Source organism: Streptacidiphilus fuscans, from assembly GCF_015690355.1.
Taxonomy (GTDB): domain Bacteria; phylum Actinomycetota; class Actinomycetes; order Streptomycetales; family Streptomycetaceae; genus Streptacidiphilus; species Streptacidiphilus fuscans.
Genome location: NZ_JADPRT010000003.1, coordinates 132,777 through 150,960 on the forward strand (window position 1 = coordinate 132,777; position 18,184 = coordinate 150,960).

Genomic DNA, 18,184 nt, shown 5'->3' on the forward strand with positions numbered 1-18,184 from the left:
CCGTGGCAGGCACGGGACGACTGTCAGGAACTGCTCTCGACGCGCTCGGCGTAGCGGCGGCGGAGTTCACCCCAGTGCCGGTCGAGCAACGCCGGGGCGACCTGGGCTCCGTACTGGTTCACAAGGTACTCGCTCAGCTGCTCCGGACCGGGCTCCTGCCCGTGCGCGTCCAGGTAGTTGACCAGCGCGGTGACGAAGAGCTCGAGGTCCTCCTGCTCGCTCTGCCGGGAGAACCAGGCCTCCGGCCCCGGGTTCGGCATCGGCGGCTGCTGGTTGGGCAGCCAGCCGATCCCGCGGGTGGACTGGTCGGCGAGCGGCGCCCCCTCGGGCTCCGCACCCTCGGACTGCTCGACCGTGCCGTCCGGGTCACCGAGCGGGCGGCGGTGGCGGCTGCGGACGACGGTGTTCAGCGCGTTGAGCGCGAGCTGGTTGACCGGCGGCGCGGCCTGCGCGCGGGCGGCCTGGACGCCGGCCTGCGGGTGCGCGGACGGCGCGGCCTGCTGGGCGTGCTGCGGTCCCGCATGCCGGGGCTGCGCGGCCTGCATCGGCTGCGCGGGCTGGCGGGGCTGCATCGGGGGCTGGGGCTGGGGCTGCGCGGCCGCCGGCTTCAGAAAGGGGTCCTCCTGCGGCACCGCCGACTGCTGGAGCGGCTGCTGGAAGGGCTGCTGGAGCGGCTGGGGATGCGGCTGGTTGTGAGCGACCGGGGCTTCCAGGGCCGGGGCGTCCTGGTCCTTGGGGCGGACCATGTCCAGATCGAGCGGCACGCCGTAGCGGGCCAGCTTGAGCGGCAGCAGCATCTCCAGCGGCGCCCGGTAACGCCAGGCACGGCCGTACTGGGCCCGCAGATGCGTCCGGTAGACCAGGCGGGTCTGCTCCAGCCGCACGACCTCGTCGTAGGAGCGCAGCTCCCACAGCTTCATCCGGCGCCACAGCCGGAAGGTCGGCACCGGGGAGAGGATCCAGCGGATCAGCCGGACCGACTCCATGTACCGGTCGGCGGTGATGTCGGCGATCCGGCCCACCGCGTGCCGCGCGGCCTCGACGATGACGATGAAGAGGAGCGGGATGATCGCGTGCATCGACATGGCGAGCGGGTCGCCGAACGACGTGGCGGCGTTGAAGACGATGGTCCCGGTGGTCAGCACCCAGGCCGCCTGCCGCAGCAGCGGGAACGGGATCCGCAGCCAGGTCAGCACCAGGTCCAGCGAGAGCAGCACGGCGATGCCGACGTCGACGCCGATCGGGAAGACCCAGGCGAACAGCCCGAAGCCCTTGTGCGTGGCCAGCAGGCGCACAGCCGAGTACGAACCGGCGAAGCCGATCCCGGCGATGATGAACGCGCCGACACCCACCGCGCCGATGAGGCGGCGGTGGGTCTTGGATATCACAGGGCGGTCGGCCATGACGCATGCTCGCTTCGTGCTCGAAGATGATCACTACGGACGGGCGGGCCAAAGCTTGCCATATGCACGTGCAGGACTTGCACCGAGCCCGGACACAATCCAAGAACAGCTCGTCAGCGGTCAGTTGATCCAGAACGGGCAGTTTGCACCGGCCGTGCACACTTGGAGTCATGCGTGACCACTCCCCCTCCCCCGCCGAGCTCGTCGCCAGCGCGACCGCCCTGGCGACCGGCGCGACGCCCGCGCAGAGCGAGCGCGCCGTGGAGGACGCCGCGTCCCTGCTGGCCGCACAGACCGGCGTGCGCGCCGGCGTGGACCGTGCACTGCTCAACCATGGGGAGACCCTGCTCGGAACGCTCTGGCGCAACCACTGGCGTCCCGCCGACGCGGTCCGCGTGGTGCGACGCGAGCTCGGCGCCGCGCATCTGGCCTTCGCGGTGGCCCTGGTGGCCGCCGAGGCGCGGCGCTACCCGCAGGCCGCCCTTGACCGCCGCTGGACGGAGCAGCTGCGCGAGTTGGAGGCGACCACCTGGCAGGGGCCGGAGGACGCCTGGCTGGACGAGGTCGCCGACCGTCATCGGCTGGACCGCTTCTCGGCGTTGACCGCGCTGCTGGAGCTGGTACGGCTCTGGTCCTGGCTCCCCCGGCTCACCGAGATCGGCCCCGTCCCGGCGGTCGGCAGCGGCTCCGCCACTGTGACGGCGCTCACCGCGCCCGTGCCCGGCGAGCCCAAACTGCTGGCTCGGATCCGCGCGCTGCTGGCCAAGGCGGAGTCCACGGACTACGCCGAGGAGGCGGAGGCGTTCACCGCCAAGGCACAGGAGTTGATGGCCCGTCACAGCATCGACGAGGCCCTGCTCGCGGCGCGCAGCGGTGACCGCACGCTCCCCGGCGCGATCCGGATCGGCATCGACAACCCGTACGAGTCCGCCAAGGCCCTGCTGCTGGACGCGGTCGCGGACGCCAACCGCGCCCGCTCGGTCTGGGACAAGGCCAACGGCTTCTGCACGGTCGTCGGCTTCGACGCGGACCTGGACGCGGTGGAGCTGCTCTACACCTCGCTGCTGGTCCAGGCGGTCACCGCGATGAACGGCGCACAGGTGCAGCGGCGCGGCCGCACCAAGGCCTTTCGGCAGTCGTTCCTCGTCTCCTACGCGTCGCGCATCCGCGAGCGGCTCAGCACGGCTACCGCGCAGGCGCAGAAGGAAGCGGTGGCGGAGACAGGCACCAGCGACCTCCTCCCGGTCCTGGCGGCCCGTCAGGAGGCGGTGGAGCGCCACACCACGACGCTCTTCCCGTCGCTGAAGAAGGGCCGCTCCATCCGCGTCTCGGACTACGACGGCTGGGAGCAGGGCCGCGCGGCGGCGAACAGGGCTCAGTTGCACTCTCCCCAGGGGCGCGGGGAACTGCGCGGCTGACCAGCCCCGCGCCACAGAACAGTGCAAACGCCGCAGGGCGGCTGCCTTCCCCTTTCGGGGAGAGCAGCCGCCCTGCGGCGTTGTGACTGTCAGCCGGTGTACGGCCCGTAGTCGTAGTCGTCCAGCGGGACGGCCTGGCCGGAGCCCGCGCCGAAGGGCGAGTAGTCCATGTCGTCGTAGCCGACGGCGGAGTACATCGCGGCCTTCGCCTCCTCGGTCGGCTCGACCCGGATGTTGCGGTAGCGGGGCAGACCCGTACCGGCCGGGATGAGCTTACCGAGGATGACGTTCTCCTTGAGGCCCAGCAGCGGGTCGGACTTGGCGTGGATCGCCGCGTCCGTCAGGACCCTGGTCGTCTCCTGGAAGGAGGCGGCCGACAGCCAGGACTCGGTGGCCAGCGAGGCCTTGGTGATACCCATCAGCTGCGGACGGCCGGAGGCGGGGTGACCGCTCTCGGAGACCACACGACGGTTCTCGACCTCGAAGCGACCGCGCTCGACGAGCTCGCCCGGGAGCAGCTCGGCGTCGCCCGACTCGATGATCGTCACGCGGCGGAGCATCTGCCGGATGATGATCTCGATGTGCTTGTCGTGGATGGACACACCCTGGGAGTTGTAGACCTTCTGGACTTCCTCCACCAGGTGGACCTGCACCGCGCGCTGACCCATGATGCGCAGCACGTCGTGCGGGTTGATCGTGCCGGCGGTCAGCTTCTCGCCGACCTTGACCGCGGAACCCTCCTCGACCAGCATCTTGACGCGCTTGGAGATCGGGTAGGCGATCTCGTCGCTGCCGTCGTCGGGGGTGACGACGATCTTGCGGGTCTTCTCGGTGTCCTCGATCCGCACGCGGCCGGCGGCCTCGGAGATCGGGGCCACACCACGCGGGTTACGGGCCTCGAAGAGCTCGACGACACGCGGCAGACCCTGGGTGATGTCGTCACCGGCCACACCACCGGTGTGGAAGGTACGCATCGTCAGCTGGGTGCCGGGCTCACCGATGGACTGGGCGGCGATGATGCCGACCGCCTCACCGATGTCGACCAGCTTGCCGGTGGCCAGCGAGCGGCCGTAGCACATGGCGCAGGTGCCGACGGCGGACTCACAGGTCAGGATCGAGCGGATCTTGACCTCGGAGACGCCCAGGCGGACCAGCTCGTCGATCATGACGTCGCCCAGGTCGACCCCGGCCGGGGCCACGACCTGGCCGTCGACCACGACGTCCTCGGACAGCGTGCGGGCGTAGACGCTGGTCTCGACGTTGTCGACCTTGCGGAGGGTGCCGTCGGCACCGACCGTGGCGATCGGCAGCTTGAGACCGCGCTCCGTCTGGCAGTCCTCCTCGCGAATGATGACGTCCTGGGAGACGTCGACCAGACGACGGGTGAGGTAGCCGGAGTCGGCGGTACGCAGGGCGGTGTCGGCCAGACCCTTACGGGCACCGTGGGTGGAGATGAAGTACTCCAGCACGGACAGACCCTCACGGAACGACGCCTTGATGGGGCGGGCGATCGTCTCGTTCTTGGCGTTCGACACCAGACCACGCATACCGGCGATCTGACGCATCTGCATCATGTTTCCACGAGCACCCGAGTCGACCATCATGAAGATGGGGTTGGTCTTCGGGAAGTTCTCGTTCATGGCCTCGGCAACCTCGTTGGTCGCCTTGGTCCAGATCGCGACGAGCTCCTGCTGACGCTCGTCACGGGTGATCAGACCGCGCTCGTACTGCTTCTGGACCTTCTCGGCCTGAGCCTCGTAGCCCTCGAGGATCTGCGGCTTGCTCGGCGGCACGACGACGTCCGAGATGGACACCGTGACGCCGGAGCGGGTCGCCCAGTGGAAACCGGCGGCCTTGAGGTTGTCCAGGGTCGCCGCGACGGTGACCTTGGGGTAGCGCTCGGCCAGGTCGTTGACGATCGCCGAGAGCTGCTTCTTGCCGATCTCGTAGTCGACGAACGGGTAGTCCTCGGGCAGCAGCTCGTTGAAGAGCGCGCGGCCCAGGGTCGTCCGCAGACGCAGCGGCTCGCCCTCCGACCAGGTCGGCTTGCCGTCCTCGTCGACCGGCGGCGTCCAACCGCGCGGCGGAACGGTGCCGGCGGGCAGACGCAGGTCGATCGGGGCCTGCAGGTCCAGCTCGCGGGCGTCGAAGGCCATGATGGCCTCCGAGGTCTGGCCGAAGGCACGGCCGACACCCTTGAGCGTGTCCAGGTCGCGGTCCGAGGTCAGGAAGAACAGACCCAGCACCATGTCCTGCGTCGGCATGGTGACCGGGCGACCGTCGGCCGGCTTGAGGATGTTGTTCGAGGACAGCATCAGGATGCGGGCCTCGGCCTGCGCCTCCGCGGAGAGCGGCAGGTGGACGGCCATCTGGTCACCGTCGAAGTCCGCGTTGAACGCGGTGCAGACGAGCGGGTGGATCTGGATGGCCTTGCCCTCGACCAGCTGCGGCTCGAAGGCCTGGATGCCGAGGCGGTGCAGCGTGGGCGCACGGTTCAGCAGAACCGGGTGCTCCGCGATGACCTCTTCGAGCACGTCCCACACGACCGGACGGGCACGCTCGACCATGCGCTTGGCCGACTTGATGTTCTGCGCGTGGTTCAGGTCGACCAGGCGCTTCATCACGAACGGCTTGAAGAGCTCCAGCGCCATGGCCTTCGGCAGGCCGCACTGGTGCAGCTTGAGCTGCGGGCCGACGACGATGACCGAACGGGCCGAGTAGTCGACGCGCTTGCCGAGCAGGTTCTGACGGAAACGACCCTGCTTGCCCTTCAGCATGTCGCTGAGGGACTTCAGCGGGCGGTTGCCCGGACCGGTGACCGGACGGCCACGACGGCCGTTGTCGAACAGCGAGTCCACGGCCTCCTGGAGCATGCGCTTCTCGTTGTTGACGATGATCTCGGGCGCGCCGAGGTCGAGAAGCCGCTTCAGGCGGTTGTTGCGGTTGATGACGCGGCGGTACAGGTCGTTCAGGTCGGAGGTCGCGAAGCGGCCACCGTCCAGCTGCACCATCGGACGCAGGTCCGGCGGGATGACCGGGACGCAGTCCAGCACCATGCCGGCCGGCTTGTTGTTGGTCTGCAGGAAGGCGGAGACGACCTTGAGACGCTTCAGGGCGCGGGTCTTCTTCTGGCCCTTGCCCGTCTTGATGATCTCGCGGAGCTTCTCTGCCTCCTCCTCCAGGTCGAAGGACTCGAGGCGCTTCTGCAGGGCCGCGGCACCCATGGAACCCATGAAGTAGGTGCCGAAGCGGTCGCGCAGCTCGCGGTAGAGCAGCTCGTCGCCCTCGAGGTCCTGGACCTTGAGGGACTTGAAGCGCGCCCACACCTCGTCGAGGCGGTCCAGCTCGCGCTGGTTGCGGTCGCGCAGCTGCTTCATCTCGCGCTCGGCGCCCTCGCGCACCTTGCGGCGCACGTCGGCCTTGGCACCCTCGGCCTCCAGCTCGGCCAGGTCGGCCTCGAGCTTCTTGGCACGGGACTCCAGGTCGGAGTCGCGGCGCTGCTCGATCTGCTGGCGCTCCACGGAGACCTGGGCCTCCAGGGAGGGCAGGTCACGGGTGCGGCGCTCCTCGTCCACCCACGTGATCATGTAGGCGGCGAAGTAGATGACCTTCTCCAGGTCCTTGGGAGCAAGGTCCAGGAGGTAGCCGAGGCGCGAGGGAACGCCCTTGAAGTACCAGATGTGCGTGACAGGAGCGGCCAGCTCGATGTGGCCCATCCGCTCACGACGCACCTTGGCGCGAGTGACCTCGACGCCGCAGCGCTCGCAGATGATGCCCTTGAAGCGGACGCGCTTGTACTTACCGCAGTAGCACTCCCAGTCCCGGGTGGGGCCGAAGATCTTCTCGCAGAAGAGCCCGTCCTTTTCCGGCTTGAGGGTGCGGTAGTTGATGGTCTCGGGCTTCTTGACCTCGCCGTGCGACCACTGACGGATGTCGTCAGCGGTGGCCAGGCCGATTCGCAGCTCATCGAAGAAGTTGACGTCGAGCACTCTCGTCAATCCCTTTCGTCACCCCAGAAGGCGGGGCGGGGGTCGAAAACGTCTGTCTGGTCTGAAAGGGGGGCCTGGGGGTCGAAGGGCCGGCCTTGCTTCAAGTGGAGGCCGGCCCTACCCCTGTCAGACCTCTTCGACGCTGCTCGGCTCGCGCCGGGACAGGTCGATACCGAGCTCCTCAGCGGCGCGGAACACGTCCTCGTCGGAGTCACGCATCTCGATGGACATACCGTCGGACGACAGCACCTCCACGTTCAGGCAGAGCGACTGCATCTCCTTGATGAGGACCTTGAAGGACTCGGGGATGCCGGGCTCAGGGATGTTCTCGCCCTTGACGATGGCCTCGTAGACCTTCACGCGGCCGAGAACGTCGTCGGACTTGATGGTGAGCAGTTCCTGGAGGGCGTAGGCGGCGCCGTACGCCTCCAGCGCCCACACCTCCATCTCACCGAAGCGCTGACCACCGAACTGCGCCTTACCACCCAGCGGCTGCTGCGTGATCATGGAGTACGGACCGGTCGAACGGGCGTGGAGCTTGTCGTCGACCAGGTGGTGCAGCTTGAGGATGTACATGTAGCCGACCGAGATCGGCATCGGGAACGGCTCGCCGGAGCGGCCGTCGAACAGCTGGGCCTTGCCGGACTGGCCGACCAGACGCTCGCCGTCACGGGTCAGCGTGGTGTTGTCCAGCAGACCGGTGATCTCGTCCTCGCGGGCGCCGTCGAAGACCGGGGTGGCCAGGTTGGTACCCGGGTCCGCCTTGTCGGCGCCGATCTTCTGCAGGCGGCGGGCCCACTCCTCGGCGATGCCCGAGACGTCCCAGCCGGTCTTGGCGAGCCAGCCGAGGTGGGTCTCCAGGACCTGTCCCGGGTTCATTCGGGACGGGACACCGAGGGGGTTGAGGACGATGTCGACCGGGGTGCCGTCGGCGAGGAACGGCATGTCCTCGACCGGCAGGATCTTGGAGATGACACCCTTGTTGCCGTGGCGGCCGGCGAGCTTGTCACCGTTGGTGATCTTGCGCTTCTGTGCCACGTAGACGCGGACCAGCTGGTTCACGCCCGGGGGCAGCTCGTCGCCCTCCTCGCGGTCGAAGACGCGCACGCCGATGACCTTGCCGGACTCACCGTGCGGGACCTTCAGCGAGGTGTCACGGACCTCACGGGCCTTCTCACCGAAGATCGCGCGCAGCAGGCGCTCCTCCGGCGTCAGCTCGGTCTCACCCTTCGGGGTGACCTTGCCGACGAGGATGTCACCGGTGGTGACATCGGCGCCGATGCGGATGATGCCGCGCTCGTCCAGGTCCGCCAGGACCTCCTCGGAGACGTTCGGGATGTCCCGGGTGATCTCCTCGGGGCCGAGCTTGGTGTCACGGGCGTCGACCTCGTGCTCCTCAATGTGGATCGAGGAGAGGACGTCGTCCTGCACGAGGCGCTGCGACAGGATGATCGCGTCCTCGTAGTTGTGACCCTCCCACGGCATGAACGCCACGAGCAGGTTCTTGCCGAGGGCCATCTCGCCCTCGTCGGTGCAGGGACCGTCGGCCAGCACCTGGCCGGCGATCACGCGGGCGCCCTCGTCCACGATGACCTTCTGGTTGAAGGCCGTGCCCTGGTTGGAGCGGGTGAACTTGGCGACGCGGTAGGTGGTGTAGGTGCCGTCGTCGTTGGCGACCGTGACGTAGTCCGCGGAGACCTCCTGGACCACGCCGTCCTTCTCGGCGGCGATGACATCGGCGGCGTCGACCGCGGCGCGGTACTCCATGCCGGTGCCGACCAGCGGCGACTCGCTCTTCAGCAGCGGGACGGCCTGGCGCATCATGTTCGAGCCCATGAGCGCGCGGTTGGCGTCGTCGTGCTCGAGGAACGGGATCATGGCGGTCGCGACCGACACCATCTGGCGCGGCGAGACGTCCATGTAGTCGATCTCGACACCGGGGATGTAGTCGATCTCGCCGCCACGGCGACGGACCAGGACACGGGCCTCGGCGAAGTGGTTGTCGTCCGTCAGCGGCGCGTTGGCCTGCGCGATGACGAAGCGGTCCTCCTCGTCGGCGGTCAGGTAGTCCAGCTCGTCGGTGACGATGCCCTCGACGACGCGACGGTACGGCGTCTCCACGAAGCCGAAGGCGTTGACCCGGCCGTAGGAGGCGAGCGAACCGATCAGACCGATGTTCGGGCCTTCCGGGGTCTCGATCGGGCACATGCGTCCGTAGTGGGACGGGTGCACGTCTCGGACCTCGAAGCCGGCACGCTCACGGGACAGACCACCGGGGCCCAGCGCGGACAGACGACGCTTGTGGGTCAGACCCGACAGCGGGTTCGTCTGGTCCATGAACTGGGACAGCTGGCTGGTGCCGAAGAACTCCTTGATGGAGGCGACGACCGGCCGGATGTTGATCAGGGTCTGCGGCGTGATCGCCTCGACGTCCTGGGTGGTCATGCGCTCGCGCACGACACGCTCCATACGGGCGAGACCCGTACGGACCTGGTTCTGGATCAGCTCGCCGACGTTGCGCAGACGACGGTTGCCGAAGTGGTCGATGTCGTCGTCCTCGATGACGATCGTCGAGCCGTTCGGCGCCTGCTGCTCGGTCTCACCGGCGTGCAGGGCGACCAGGTACTTGATCGTCGCGATGATGTCGTCGACGGTCAGCACACCGGAGTCGAGACCCTGGCCGACACCCAGCTTCTTGTTGATCTTGTACCGGCCGACCTTGGCCAGGTCGTAGCGCTTCGGGTTGAAGTAGAGGTTCTCCAGAAGCGTCTGCGCGGCCTCGCGGGTCGGCGGCTCGCCCGGGCGCAGCTTGCGGTAGATGTCGAGCAGCGCGTCGTCCTGGCCCTGGGTGTGGTCCTTCTCCAGGGTGGCGCGCATCGACTCGTACTGGCCGAACTCCTCCAGGATCTGCTCGGAGGTCCAACCGAGGGCCTTGAGCAGAACGGTGATCGACTGCTTGCGCTTACGGTCGATGCGCACACCGACCATGTCGCGCTTGTCGATCTCCATCTCCAGCCAGGCACCACGGGACGGGATGACCTTGGCGGAGTAGATGTCCTTGTCCGAGGTCTTGTCCAGGGTCGTGTCGAAGTACACGCCCGGGGAGCGGACCAGCTGGGACACGACGACACGCTCGGTGCCGTTGATGACGAAGGTGCCCTTGTTGGTCATCAGGGGGAAGTCACCCATGAAGACCGTCTGGGACTTGATCTCACCAGTCTCGTTGTTGGTGAACTCGGCCGTGACGAAGAGCGGGGCCGCGTACGTGAAGTCGCGGTCCTTGCACTCGTCGATCGAGTTCTTCGGGGGCTCGAAACGGTGGTCGCGGAAGGTCAGCGACATCGACCCGGAGAAGTCCTCGATCGGGGAGATCTCCTCGAAGATCTCCTCCAGACCGGACTTGGTCGGGACGTCGTGACCGTCTGCGAGGGCGTTCTCCACTCGCGACTTCCATGCGGCATTGCCGAGGAGCCAGTCAAAGCTCTCGGTCTGAAGCGCCAGAAGGTTCGGAACCTCGAGGGGCTCCTTGATCTTCGCGAAGGAAATGCGGAGCGGGGCGGTGGATGCGGAGGTGTTCGAGGCGTTGCGCGAGGCGGCCAAGAGGGGGTCCTTCCGAGGGCTCGGACTCACTACGCGCGTACCGGGCCCGCCCCTCGCACGGGTAGCATCCGCGCTCTCGCACCGACGTCGGGACCGAGGCATAAGGCCTGGTCAACGGCGGTGCGCGGGCGGGGTGCCACCCCTGGTCAGGGCAGCGCAGACTCCGGGCGACGAGTCACGGAGCAGCTAAAAGGCAGCGCAAAGGGACAGTGTAGCCAACGGCTGCACTGCTGTCCAGTCCGGATTCGGAGACCGAATCGTCGAACTCCCAACTTCGCGGGCCGACCCCTCCCGGGGCAGCCACATCCGTCCACAGAGGGCGGTCACTTCGTTCCGTGAGGGATGCTTCCCACCACGACGCGAATCCATGCCTCGTGCTGCCTACTCGCTCAAGACCTCGCGTCCTGAGAATTGCGCGCCTCGTGCCGTTCGTCAAGGGCGGGCGGGTGTCCGGCTCGGTTACACACCGACATCACCGCTGCTCGCCCGCTACCAGCCCGCCGCTCCTGCCCAGCTCCCGCCCTGCGTCGGACGGGCTCTCGCAACGTCGATCACCATACTCGCCCGCGCTGACAACCGGCACCCGCGCTACGCCGGATGGACTGAAAGAACGTCACCTCGGACAAAAAGAAACAGGGGCGATCACTCGGAAGAGTGATCGCCCCTGCCTCAGAGCGCTCGGGCCGACATCCCTGGGGAATCAGCCCGCCCGGACCTGACGGTCCGAGAGGTCTTACTTGACCTCGACGGACGCGCCAGCGGCCTTGAGAGACTCGGCGGCCTTCTCAGCGGCCTCCTTGGTGGCCTTCTCCAGAACCGGCTTCGGCGTACCGTCGACCAGGTCCTTGGCCTCCTTGAGGCCCAGGGAGGTCAGCTCGCGCACGACCTTGATGACCTGGATCTTCTTCTCGCCGGCGCCGGTGAGGATGACGTCGAACTCGTCCTTCTCCTCAGCGGCCTCGGCGGCGGCGCCACCAGCGGCACCACCAACGACGACGGCGGCGGCCGGAGCGGCGGCGGTGACGTCGAACTTCTCCTCGAAGGCCTTCACGAACTCGGAGAGCTCGATGAGGGTCATCTCCTCGAACTGCGCGAGCAGGTCGTCCTGGCTGAGCTTCGCCATGATCTTGGCGTCCTTCCACTAAGTCGGCTGGTGCCGGATGTAATGAACGGCGGGCGTGCACGGCCCGCTGCGAGAACGGATTACTCCGCGGCGGGAGCCTCGTCCTCGACGGCGGGGGCCGGCGTACCGGCACCGCCCTGCTCCTCCACCTTGGCGCGCAGCGCCTCGACGGTGCGAACAAGCTTCGACGGCAGAGCCTGGAAGAGCGCGGCAGCCGAGGACTGCTTGGCCTTCATGGCGCCGGCGAGCTTGGAGAGCAGCACCTCGCGGGACTCGAGGTCCGCGAGCTTCTTGATCTCGTCACCCGTGAGCGGCTTGCCGTCAAGCACACCGCCCTTGATGACGAGCGCCGGGTTCTCCTTGGCGAAGTCACGCAGAGCCTTGGCCGACTCCACCGGGTCACCGGTGACGAAGGCAACCGCCGTCGGACCGTTGAACTGGTCGTCCAGCGTGGTGATCCCGGCCTCGTTGGCCGCGATCTTGGTCAGCGTGTTCTTCACCACGGCGTACTGGGCGTTGGCGCCGAGCGAGCGACGCAGCGTCTTCAGCTGCGCCACGGTCAGACCGCGGTACTCGGTCAGCACGGCCGCGTTCGAACCGCGGAACTTGTCCGTGAGCTCGGCGACGGCGGCAGCCTTGTCGGGCCTTGCCATAGGCTTACGCCTCCTTCCGTGATGTCGATGCGTGGCCGACCAGTGAGTCGACCTGCCAAGCGCATGTCCGCCGGAAGGAGAAGGGCGAAGTCCCGAAAACTACGACGAGCCCCGGCGCAGGCGCACGGGGCTCGGACCAACAGCTCGACGCTGCGCGAAGCGCGGCGGAGCGGTCGGGACAGATGTCCTCGAATCAACCTGCGCGGGCCGTCCGCAGCATTCGCTGTGCGGATCCTTCGGTCCTCGGCACCCTTGCGGGCACACAGGGACAACCAGCGGTCAGTGGCTTGATTGGAAGAGTACGTGACCGACCGCCCGAGGGGCAAATCGCCCTCCGGGCGGTCGGCAGGATCAAGCGTTCAGGCCCTTGACCAGCTGCGCGAAGTCGACCGTGTCGGACGCCGAAGGCGGCGTGACGGTGACCGGGCTGGTGCTGAAGTCGGCGTAGTCGACCTGGATGTCGAACCCGACCGCAGCGCCGGGTGAGGTGGTCTGGTGAACCCGGACGGGGCGGTTCTGGCCGTCGACCCAGAGGTCCACGTTGATCGAGGTCAGGCCGAGCTGGGTGTCCTGGGCGAGCACGGACCTGATGTTCGCGTCCTGGCTGTTGGCCAGCTTGGCCAGCTCGACCGTACCGGCGTAGTGGGTCGTCTGGACGCCGTCCACGGTCGCCGTCCCCACACGGTGGATGTCTCCGGAGGAGGTGAACAGCTTGATCTGGGTGGACGGGTCGTTGCCCGAGCTCTTGTCCATCTGCTCGGCCATCGCCTTGCCCGCCGCGCCGAGCTCGGTGAAGTCCATCTTCATCCAGTGCTTGCCACCCAGCTGAGCAGCCCCTGTGTCACCGACGTTCATGTACATCGTGGTACCGGACATCAGCATGTGCACCGAGTCCGTGCCCAGCTGGCTGAACTGGGAGCTGTTCATCGTCATGTCCATCGCCAGCGGCTTCCACGAGAGAGCCCCGCTGCCGGTCAGCGCCATCGACTTGCCCTTGGCGCTGATGTGCTCCGTCATTGAGACATGCGCGGAGCTGAACTGCTGCGTGGCCTTGGTGGTCAGTGACATGGCGTCGGCGACGCTCACCAACGGAGCCGCAGCACCGGCGGCCACCTGCTTGGCTGCGCTGCATGCCGAGACGCCGACGAGCGCGAGCGCGACGGAGGTCGCGGCGACGAGCGTGCGGATGTGACGCATCAGATCCCTCCCCTGTTCTTCATCTGTGCGGGGACTGACAGTACTCCTGGCTTCGGACAACGCAACGGGCCGGTACCCGCTCCCGAAAGAGCTGGTACCGGCCCGTTACAGACCTACGCTGGTCGATCCAAGGGATCAGACCGACGCCGGGTCCTCCTCGGTGAGGAGGTTGCGGGTGCGGTTCGGGTCGACCTGGATGCCGGGGCCCATCGTGGTGCTGATGGCGACCTTCTTGATGTAGCGGCCCTTGGCGGCGGACGGCTTGGCCCGGAGGACCTCCTCCATCGCCGCGGCGTAGTTCTCGACCAGCTTCTCGGTGTCGAACGACGTCTTGCCGATGATCAGGTGCAGGTTCGAGTGCTTGTCGACGCGGAACTCGATCTTGCCGCCCTTGATCTCGGTGACAGCCTTCGCCACGTCGACGGTGACGGTGCCGGTCTTCGGGTTCGGCATCAGACCACGGGGACCGAGCACGCGGCCCAGGCGGCCGACCTTGCCCATCAGGTCCGGGGTGGCGACGACGGCGTCGAAGTCCAGACGACCCTTGGCGACCTCGTCGATCAGCTCGTCGGCACCGACGATGTCGGCGCCCGCAGCCTCCGCAGCCGCGGCACGGTCACCGGTCGCGAAGACCAGGACCCGGGCGGTCTTGCCGGTGCCGTGCGGAAGGTTGACGGTGCTGCGGACCATCTGGTCGGCCTTGCGCGGGTCGACACCCAGGCGCATGGCGACCTCGACGGTCGAGTCGAACTTGGTGCTGGAGGTCTCCTTGGCGAGACGGAGGGCCTCGAGGGGGGCGTAAAGACGCTCGCGGTCGATCTTGGCGTCCGCGGCAGTCAGAGCCTTGCTGCGCTTCACTGCTGCTCCTACTGAATGTTTCTTGGCGTGGAGTCGTGGTTGTGACGGGCCGCGCCCGGCCCTACCACGGTCTTGCTCTATGTAAGACAGAGCTCTACCGAGGGGGTTCAGCCCTCGACGGTGATGCCCATCGAACGAGCGGTACCCGCGATGATGCGCGAGGCCATCTCGATGTCGTTCGCGTTCAGGTCGGGCATCTTGGTGGTGGCGATCTCGCGGACCTGGGCAGCCGTGATCTTGGCGACCTTGGTCTTGTGCGGCTCGCCGGAGCCCTTCTCCACGCCCGCAGCCTTGAGGATCAGCTTGGCGGCCGGCGGAGTCTTGGTGACGAAGGTGAAGGAACGGTCCTCGTAGACCGTGATCTCCACCGGGATCACCATGCCACGCTGCGACTCGGTGGCCGCGTTGTAGGCCTTGCAGAACTCCATGATGTTGACGCCGTGCTGGCCCAGGGCCGGGCCGACGGGCGGCGCGGGGTTGGCCGCACCAGCGTTGATCTGGAGCTTGATAAGCCCCGTGACCTTCTTCTTCTTGGGAGGCATGCTCTCTCCGGGTCCTTACGAGAGGTGTTCCCGACCGGCGCGCGGCAGCGCACCAGCGGGGCCTTGGATATCCGTGTGGCTTCGGCGGGGGCTCAGAAAACCGGCCCGCAGTGCACACACATCGAACCAGAATAGACCGAGACCCCGCCCAGCCCGAAATCCGTTACCGAAAGCCGGACGGCCCCGCCCCCTCCGAGGAGGGGTGCGGGGCCGTCGGACGATGCTGCGAACGTCAGTCGTTCTTGGCGATCTGGTCGAAGGAGAGCTCGACCGGCGTCTCGCGGCCGAAGATCTCGACGAGGCCCTTGACCTTCTTCGAGTCCGGGTTGATCTCGTTGATGGTGGCCTGCAGCGTGGCGAACGGACCGTCGGTGACGGTGACCGAGTCGCCGACCTCGAAGTCGAGGACCTGGACCTCGGTCGGACGGACCGGGCTCGGCTTGCCGGCCTCCTTGGCCGCGGCGCGCTCGACGTCGGGCGCGAGCATCTTGACGACCTCGTCCAGCGTCAGCGGGTACGGGTCGTAGGCGTTGCCGACGAAGCCGGTCACGCCGGGGGTGTTGCGGACGACGCCCCAGGACTCGTTCGTCAGGTCCATGCGCACCAGCACGTAGCCGGGGAGCTTGTTCTGGCGGATGGTCTTGCGGTCGCCGTTCTTGATCTGGACGACCTCTTCCTGCGGCACCTCGGCCTGGTAGATGTAGTCCTCGACGTTCAGCGAGACGGCGCGCTGCTCCAGGTTGGCCTTCACCCGGTTCTCGTAACCGGCGTAGGTGTGGATCACGTACCACTCACCCGGCGCGGTGCGCAGCTCCTCGCGGAAGGCGACCACGGGGTCAATCTCGACGCCGTCCTCCTCGGTGACCGCGGAGCCGGCCTCCTCGAAGGCCTCCGTGGCGGAGGACTCGTCGCCGGTGACCACGCTCATGGCCTCCTCCTCGGCGGAGCGACCGGCCGCTTCCTCGGCAGCCTCGTTCTCGTCGACGTCGGAATCGGCGTTGTCGACGATCTCCTCGGCGGAGTCGTCGCCCCACGCCTGCTCTTCGGCCTCCTCGGCCTCAGCGGCGTCGTACGAGTGGGACTCAGACACGTTGGCTGCTTCTTCCTGCTTGTGAACGGTCGGTGGATTCCACGATACCGACTCAACGTTAGCGGAGCGCCCGGACCGCTCGGGTCGGGGCGCGGAGCAAGCCAGCGGAGAGGTGCGACGCGGGGACTGCGCGAGCGCGCGGTCGGGCCGGAGAGCCCAGCTGGAACCAGTCGGACCCGGATCGGATCGACGTGGATCAGTCGGATCAGATCGGCTCGGCCGCGCTCGGATCAGCCGAAGACCATCGAGGCGAGCTTCACGAAGCCCGTGTCGAGGCCGTAGACGAGAGCCATGATCACCAGAACGAAGACGATGACCACCGAGGTGTAGGAGGTCAGCTCGTTGCGCGTCGGCCAGACGACCTTGCGCAGCTCCGCGATGATCTGGCGGTAGAGACGAGCGGTGCGCGCGAAGACGTTCGGGCGCTTCTCGCGGCCCCGGCCGCCACGACCCTCGGGGTCGCCGGCCTTGCGCGCACGCTTCCGGTCGCGACGGGACAGATCCTCGTCGCCGGAGCCACCCGAACCACTCTCAGGTGTGGCGGTGGAGCCTACGGTCTCCGTCACTAGTCCCTCACCTGAAATCGGGTACCTGTAGGGGCACCCGTGAACCACGGGGCCCCTGATTGCACTGCTGACGGTACCGCCTGTACGAAGTTTCCGACAGGGCGGACAGCAGGGCCGGAGGGACTTGAACCCCCAACCGCCGGTTTTGGAGACCGGTGCTCTACCAATTGAGCTACGACCCTTTGGAGTCCGCTGGGCGGACTCGCGTGACCAACCTACAGCATCGGACGGTCGGCAGGTTCGCTGCCGGGCCCGCGCCGTCGGTGGGCTTCCAACGAGGGTTGAGTGTAGGGGGTTCGAGGCGTGCACGTCGAATGAGTACCGCCCGGAACCGACGCGACGCCCGTTCGCCCACACTCGTTCGTGCCGTATCGCGGAATGCCCGCACCGCGTTTCCCGGGCTTCTGCAAGCATGCAGCCATGAGCGCTGTCTCCCCTGACCCCAGCATCCGTCCCGCCGACCGACGGGTCTCGGCCCGGATCGGCGCCATCGCCGAGTCGGCCACCCTCGCCGTGGACGCCAAGGCCAAGGCCCTCAAGGCCGCCGGCCGCCCCGTGATCGGCTTCGGCGCCGGCGAGCCCGACTTCCCGACCCCGGACTACATCGTCCAGGTCGCGGTCGACGCCTGCCGTGACCCGAAGAACCACCGCTACACCCCGGCCGGCGGCCTGCCCGAGCTCAAGCAGGCGATCGCCGACAAGACGCTGCGCGACTCCGGCTGGACCGTGGACCCCTCCCAGATCCTGGTCACCAACGGCGGCAAGCAGGCCATCTACCAGGCCTTCGCCGCGATCCTGGACCCGGGCGACGAGGTGATCGTGCCCGCGCCGTACTGGACCACCTACCCCGAGTCGATCCAGCTCGCGGGCGGCGTCCCGGTCGTGGTCGTGGCCGACGAGACCACCGGTTACAAGGTCTCCGTCGAGCAGCTGGAGGCCGCGCGCACGGAGAACACCAAGGTGCTGCTCTTCGTCTCCCCCTCCAACCCGACGGGCGCGGTCTACACCCGCGCCGAGGTCGAGGCGGTCGGCCGCTGGGCGGCCGAGCACGGCCTGTGGGTGCTGACCGACGAGATCTACGAGCACCTGGTCTACGGCGACGCCGAGTTCATTTCGTTGCCGGTGGCGGTGCCGGAGCTGGCCGACAAGTGCATTGTGGTCAACGGCGTGGCCAAGACCTACGCGATGACCGGCTGGCGGGTCGGGTGGGTGATCGGCCCCAAGGACGTCGTCAAGGCGGCCACCAACCTGCAGTCGCACGCCACCTCCAACGTCAGCAACGTGGCCCAGCGTGCGGCGCTGGCCGCCGTCGCGGGCGACCTGACCGCGGTCGACGAGATGAAGGTCGCCTTCGACCGGCGCCGTCGCACGATCGTCGAGATGCTGAACGAGATCCCCGGCGTGGTCTGCCCCGAGCCGGAGGGCGCGTTCTACGCCTACCCCTCGGTCAAGGGCCTGCTGGGCAAGTCGATCCGCGGCCGTCGCGCGGAGACGTCGGCGGACCTCGCCGCGCTGATCCTGGACGAGGCCGAGGTCGCGGTCGTCCCGGGCGAGGCCTTCGGCACCCCGGGCTACCTCCGGCTCAGCTACGCGCTGGGCGACGAGGACCTCGTCGAGGGCGTGACCCGCATGCAGAAGCTGCTGGCCGAGGCGCAGTAGTCGCGCTACTCAGGGGCGCGGAGTTCCCCGCGCCCCTGTTGTGGTCGATCGCCTGCATCGGTTCCCGCGCCCCGGACGTTTGCAAC

The 18,184-nt window shown here is 67.8% G+C and carries 12 protein-coding genes and 1 tRNA gene; 2 read left to right on the plus strand and 11 right to left on the minus strand.

Annotated elements, in window-relative coordinates:
- Positions 1-23 precede the first annotated feature (23 nt).
- On the minus strand, positions 24-1,403 hold the full coding sequence (locus I2501_RS07785) for a DUF2637 domain-containing protein (protein WP_196193128.1): 1,380 nt from the start codon (positions 1,401-1,403) through the stop codon (positions 24-26).
- A 170-nt stretch (positions 1,404-1,573) separates the two neighbouring features.
- Here I2501_RS07785 and I2501_RS07790 point away from each other — a divergent pair, with 170 nt between their 5' ends.
- Complete coding sequence (locus I2501_RS07790) at positions 1,574-2,821, plus strand: DUF2786 domain-containing protein (protein ID WP_196193129.1); 1,248 nt, start codon at positions 1,574-1,576, stop codon at positions 2,819-2,821.
- 89 nt (positions 2,822-2,910) lie between these two features.
- On the opposite strand, the gene I2501_RS07795 is transcribed toward I2501_RS07790, so the two are convergent.
- The 10 genes from I2501_RS07795 to I2501_RS07840 form a co-directional block, all read right to left on the minus strand.
- Complete coding sequence (locus I2501_RS07795) at positions 2,911-6,810, minus strand: DNA-directed RNA polymerase subunit beta' (RefSeq protein WP_196193130.1); 3,900 nt, start codon at positions 6,808-6,810, stop codon at positions 2,911-2,913.
- Positions 6,811-6,936: 126 nt separating this feature from the next.
- The gene (rpoB, locus tag I2501_RS07800) at positions 6,937-10,410 is read right to left on the minus strand and encodes a DNA-directed RNA polymerase subunit beta (protein ID WP_196193131.1); all 3,474 of its coding nucleotides are present in this window, start codon (positions 10,408-10,410) and stop codon (positions 6,937-6,939) included.
- 733 nt (positions 10,411-11,143) lie between these two features.
- On the minus strand, positions 11,144-11,533 hold the full coding sequence (gene rplL, locus I2501_RS07805) for a 50S ribosomal protein L7/L12 (RefSeq protein WP_196193132.1): 390 nt from the start codon (positions 11,531-11,533) through the stop codon (positions 11,144-11,146).
- An 80-nt stretch (positions 11,534-11,613) separates the two neighbouring features.
- On the minus strand, positions 11,614-12,186 hold the full coding sequence (gene rplJ, locus I2501_RS07810) for a 50S ribosomal protein L10 (RefSeq protein WP_196193133.1): 573 nt from the start codon (positions 12,184-12,186) through the stop codon (positions 11,614-11,616).
- A 351-nt stretch (positions 12,187-12,537) separates the two neighbouring features.
- Complete coding sequence (locus I2501_RS07815; protein ID WP_196193134.1) at positions 12,538-13,383, minus strand: LolA-like protein; 846 nt, start codon at positions 13,381-13,383, stop codon at positions 12,538-12,540.
- 135 nt (positions 13,384-13,518) lie between these two features.
- Positions 13,519-14,241, minus strand: a complete 723-nt coding sequence (gene rplA, locus I2501_RS07820) for a 50S ribosomal protein L1 (protein ID WP_196193135.1) — start codon at positions 14,239-14,241, stop codon at positions 13,519-13,521.
- 107 nt (positions 14,242-14,348) lie between these two features.
- A complete protein-coding gene (gene rplK, locus I2501_RS07825; RefSeq protein ID WP_196193136.1) occupies positions 14,349-14,783 on the minus strand; it encodes a 50S ribosomal protein L11 in 435 nt (144 codons plus the stop codon).
- Between the two features lie 232 nt (positions 14,784-15,015).
- The gene (gene nusG, locus I2501_RS07830) at positions 15,016-15,873 is read right to left on the minus strand and encodes a transcription termination/antitermination protein NusG (RefSeq protein ID WP_196193137.1); all 858 of its coding nucleotides are present in this window, start codon (positions 15,871-15,873) and stop codon (positions 15,016-15,018) included.
- Between the two features lie 230 nt (positions 15,874-16,103).
- The gene (gene secE, locus I2501_RS40170; protein WP_196193138.1) at positions 16,104-16,439 is read right to left on the minus strand and encodes a preprotein translocase subunit SecE; all 336 of its coding nucleotides are present in this window, start codon (positions 16,437-16,439) and stop codon (positions 16,104-16,106) included.
- Positions 16,440-16,548: 109 nt separating this feature from the next.
- Positions 16,549-16,621, minus strand: a tRNA-Trp gene (locus tag I2501_RS07840).
- Between the two features lie 238 nt (positions 16,622-16,859).
- On the opposite strand from I2501_RS07840, the gene I2501_RS07845 reads away from it, so the two are divergent.
- Positions 16,860-18,098, plus strand: coding sequence for a pyridoxal phosphate-dependent aminotransferase (locus tag I2501_RS07845; RefSeq protein WP_196193139.1), 1,239 nt, complete (start codon positions 16,860-16,862; stop codon positions 18,096-18,098).
- The last annotated feature ends 86 nt before the right edge of the window (positions 18,099-18,184 follow it).

Bases quoted from the DNA above. Each gene is read 5' to 3' on its own strand.
- I2501_RS07785 (WP_196193128.1), bottom strand. From the start codon at position 1,403: ATGGCCGACCGCCCTGTGATATCCAAGACCCACCGCCGCCTCATCGGC.
- I2501_RS07790 (WP_196193129.1), top strand. From the start codon at position 1,574: ATGCGTGACCACTCCCCCTCCCCCGCCGAGCTCGTCGCCAGCGCGACC.
- rplL (WP_196193132.1), bottom strand. From the start codon at position 11,533: ATGGCGAAGCTCAGCCAGGACGACCTGCTCGCGCAGTTCGAGGAGATG.
- rplJ (WP_196193133.1), bottom strand. From the start codon at position 12,186: ATGGCAAGGCCCGACAAGGCTGCCGCCGTCGCCGAGCTCACGGACAAG.
- I2501_RS07815 (WP_196193134.1), bottom strand. From the start codon at position 13,383: ATGCGTCACATCCGCACGCTCGTCGCCGCGACCTCCGTCGCGCTCGCG.
- rplK (WP_196193136.1), bottom strand. From the start codon at position 14,783: ATGCCTCCCAAGAAGAAGAAGGTCACGGGGCTTATCAAGCTCCAGATC.
- I2501_RS07845 (WP_196193139.1), top strand. From the start codon at position 16,860: ATGAGCGCTGTCTCCCCTGACCCCAGCATCCGTCCCGCCGACCGACGG.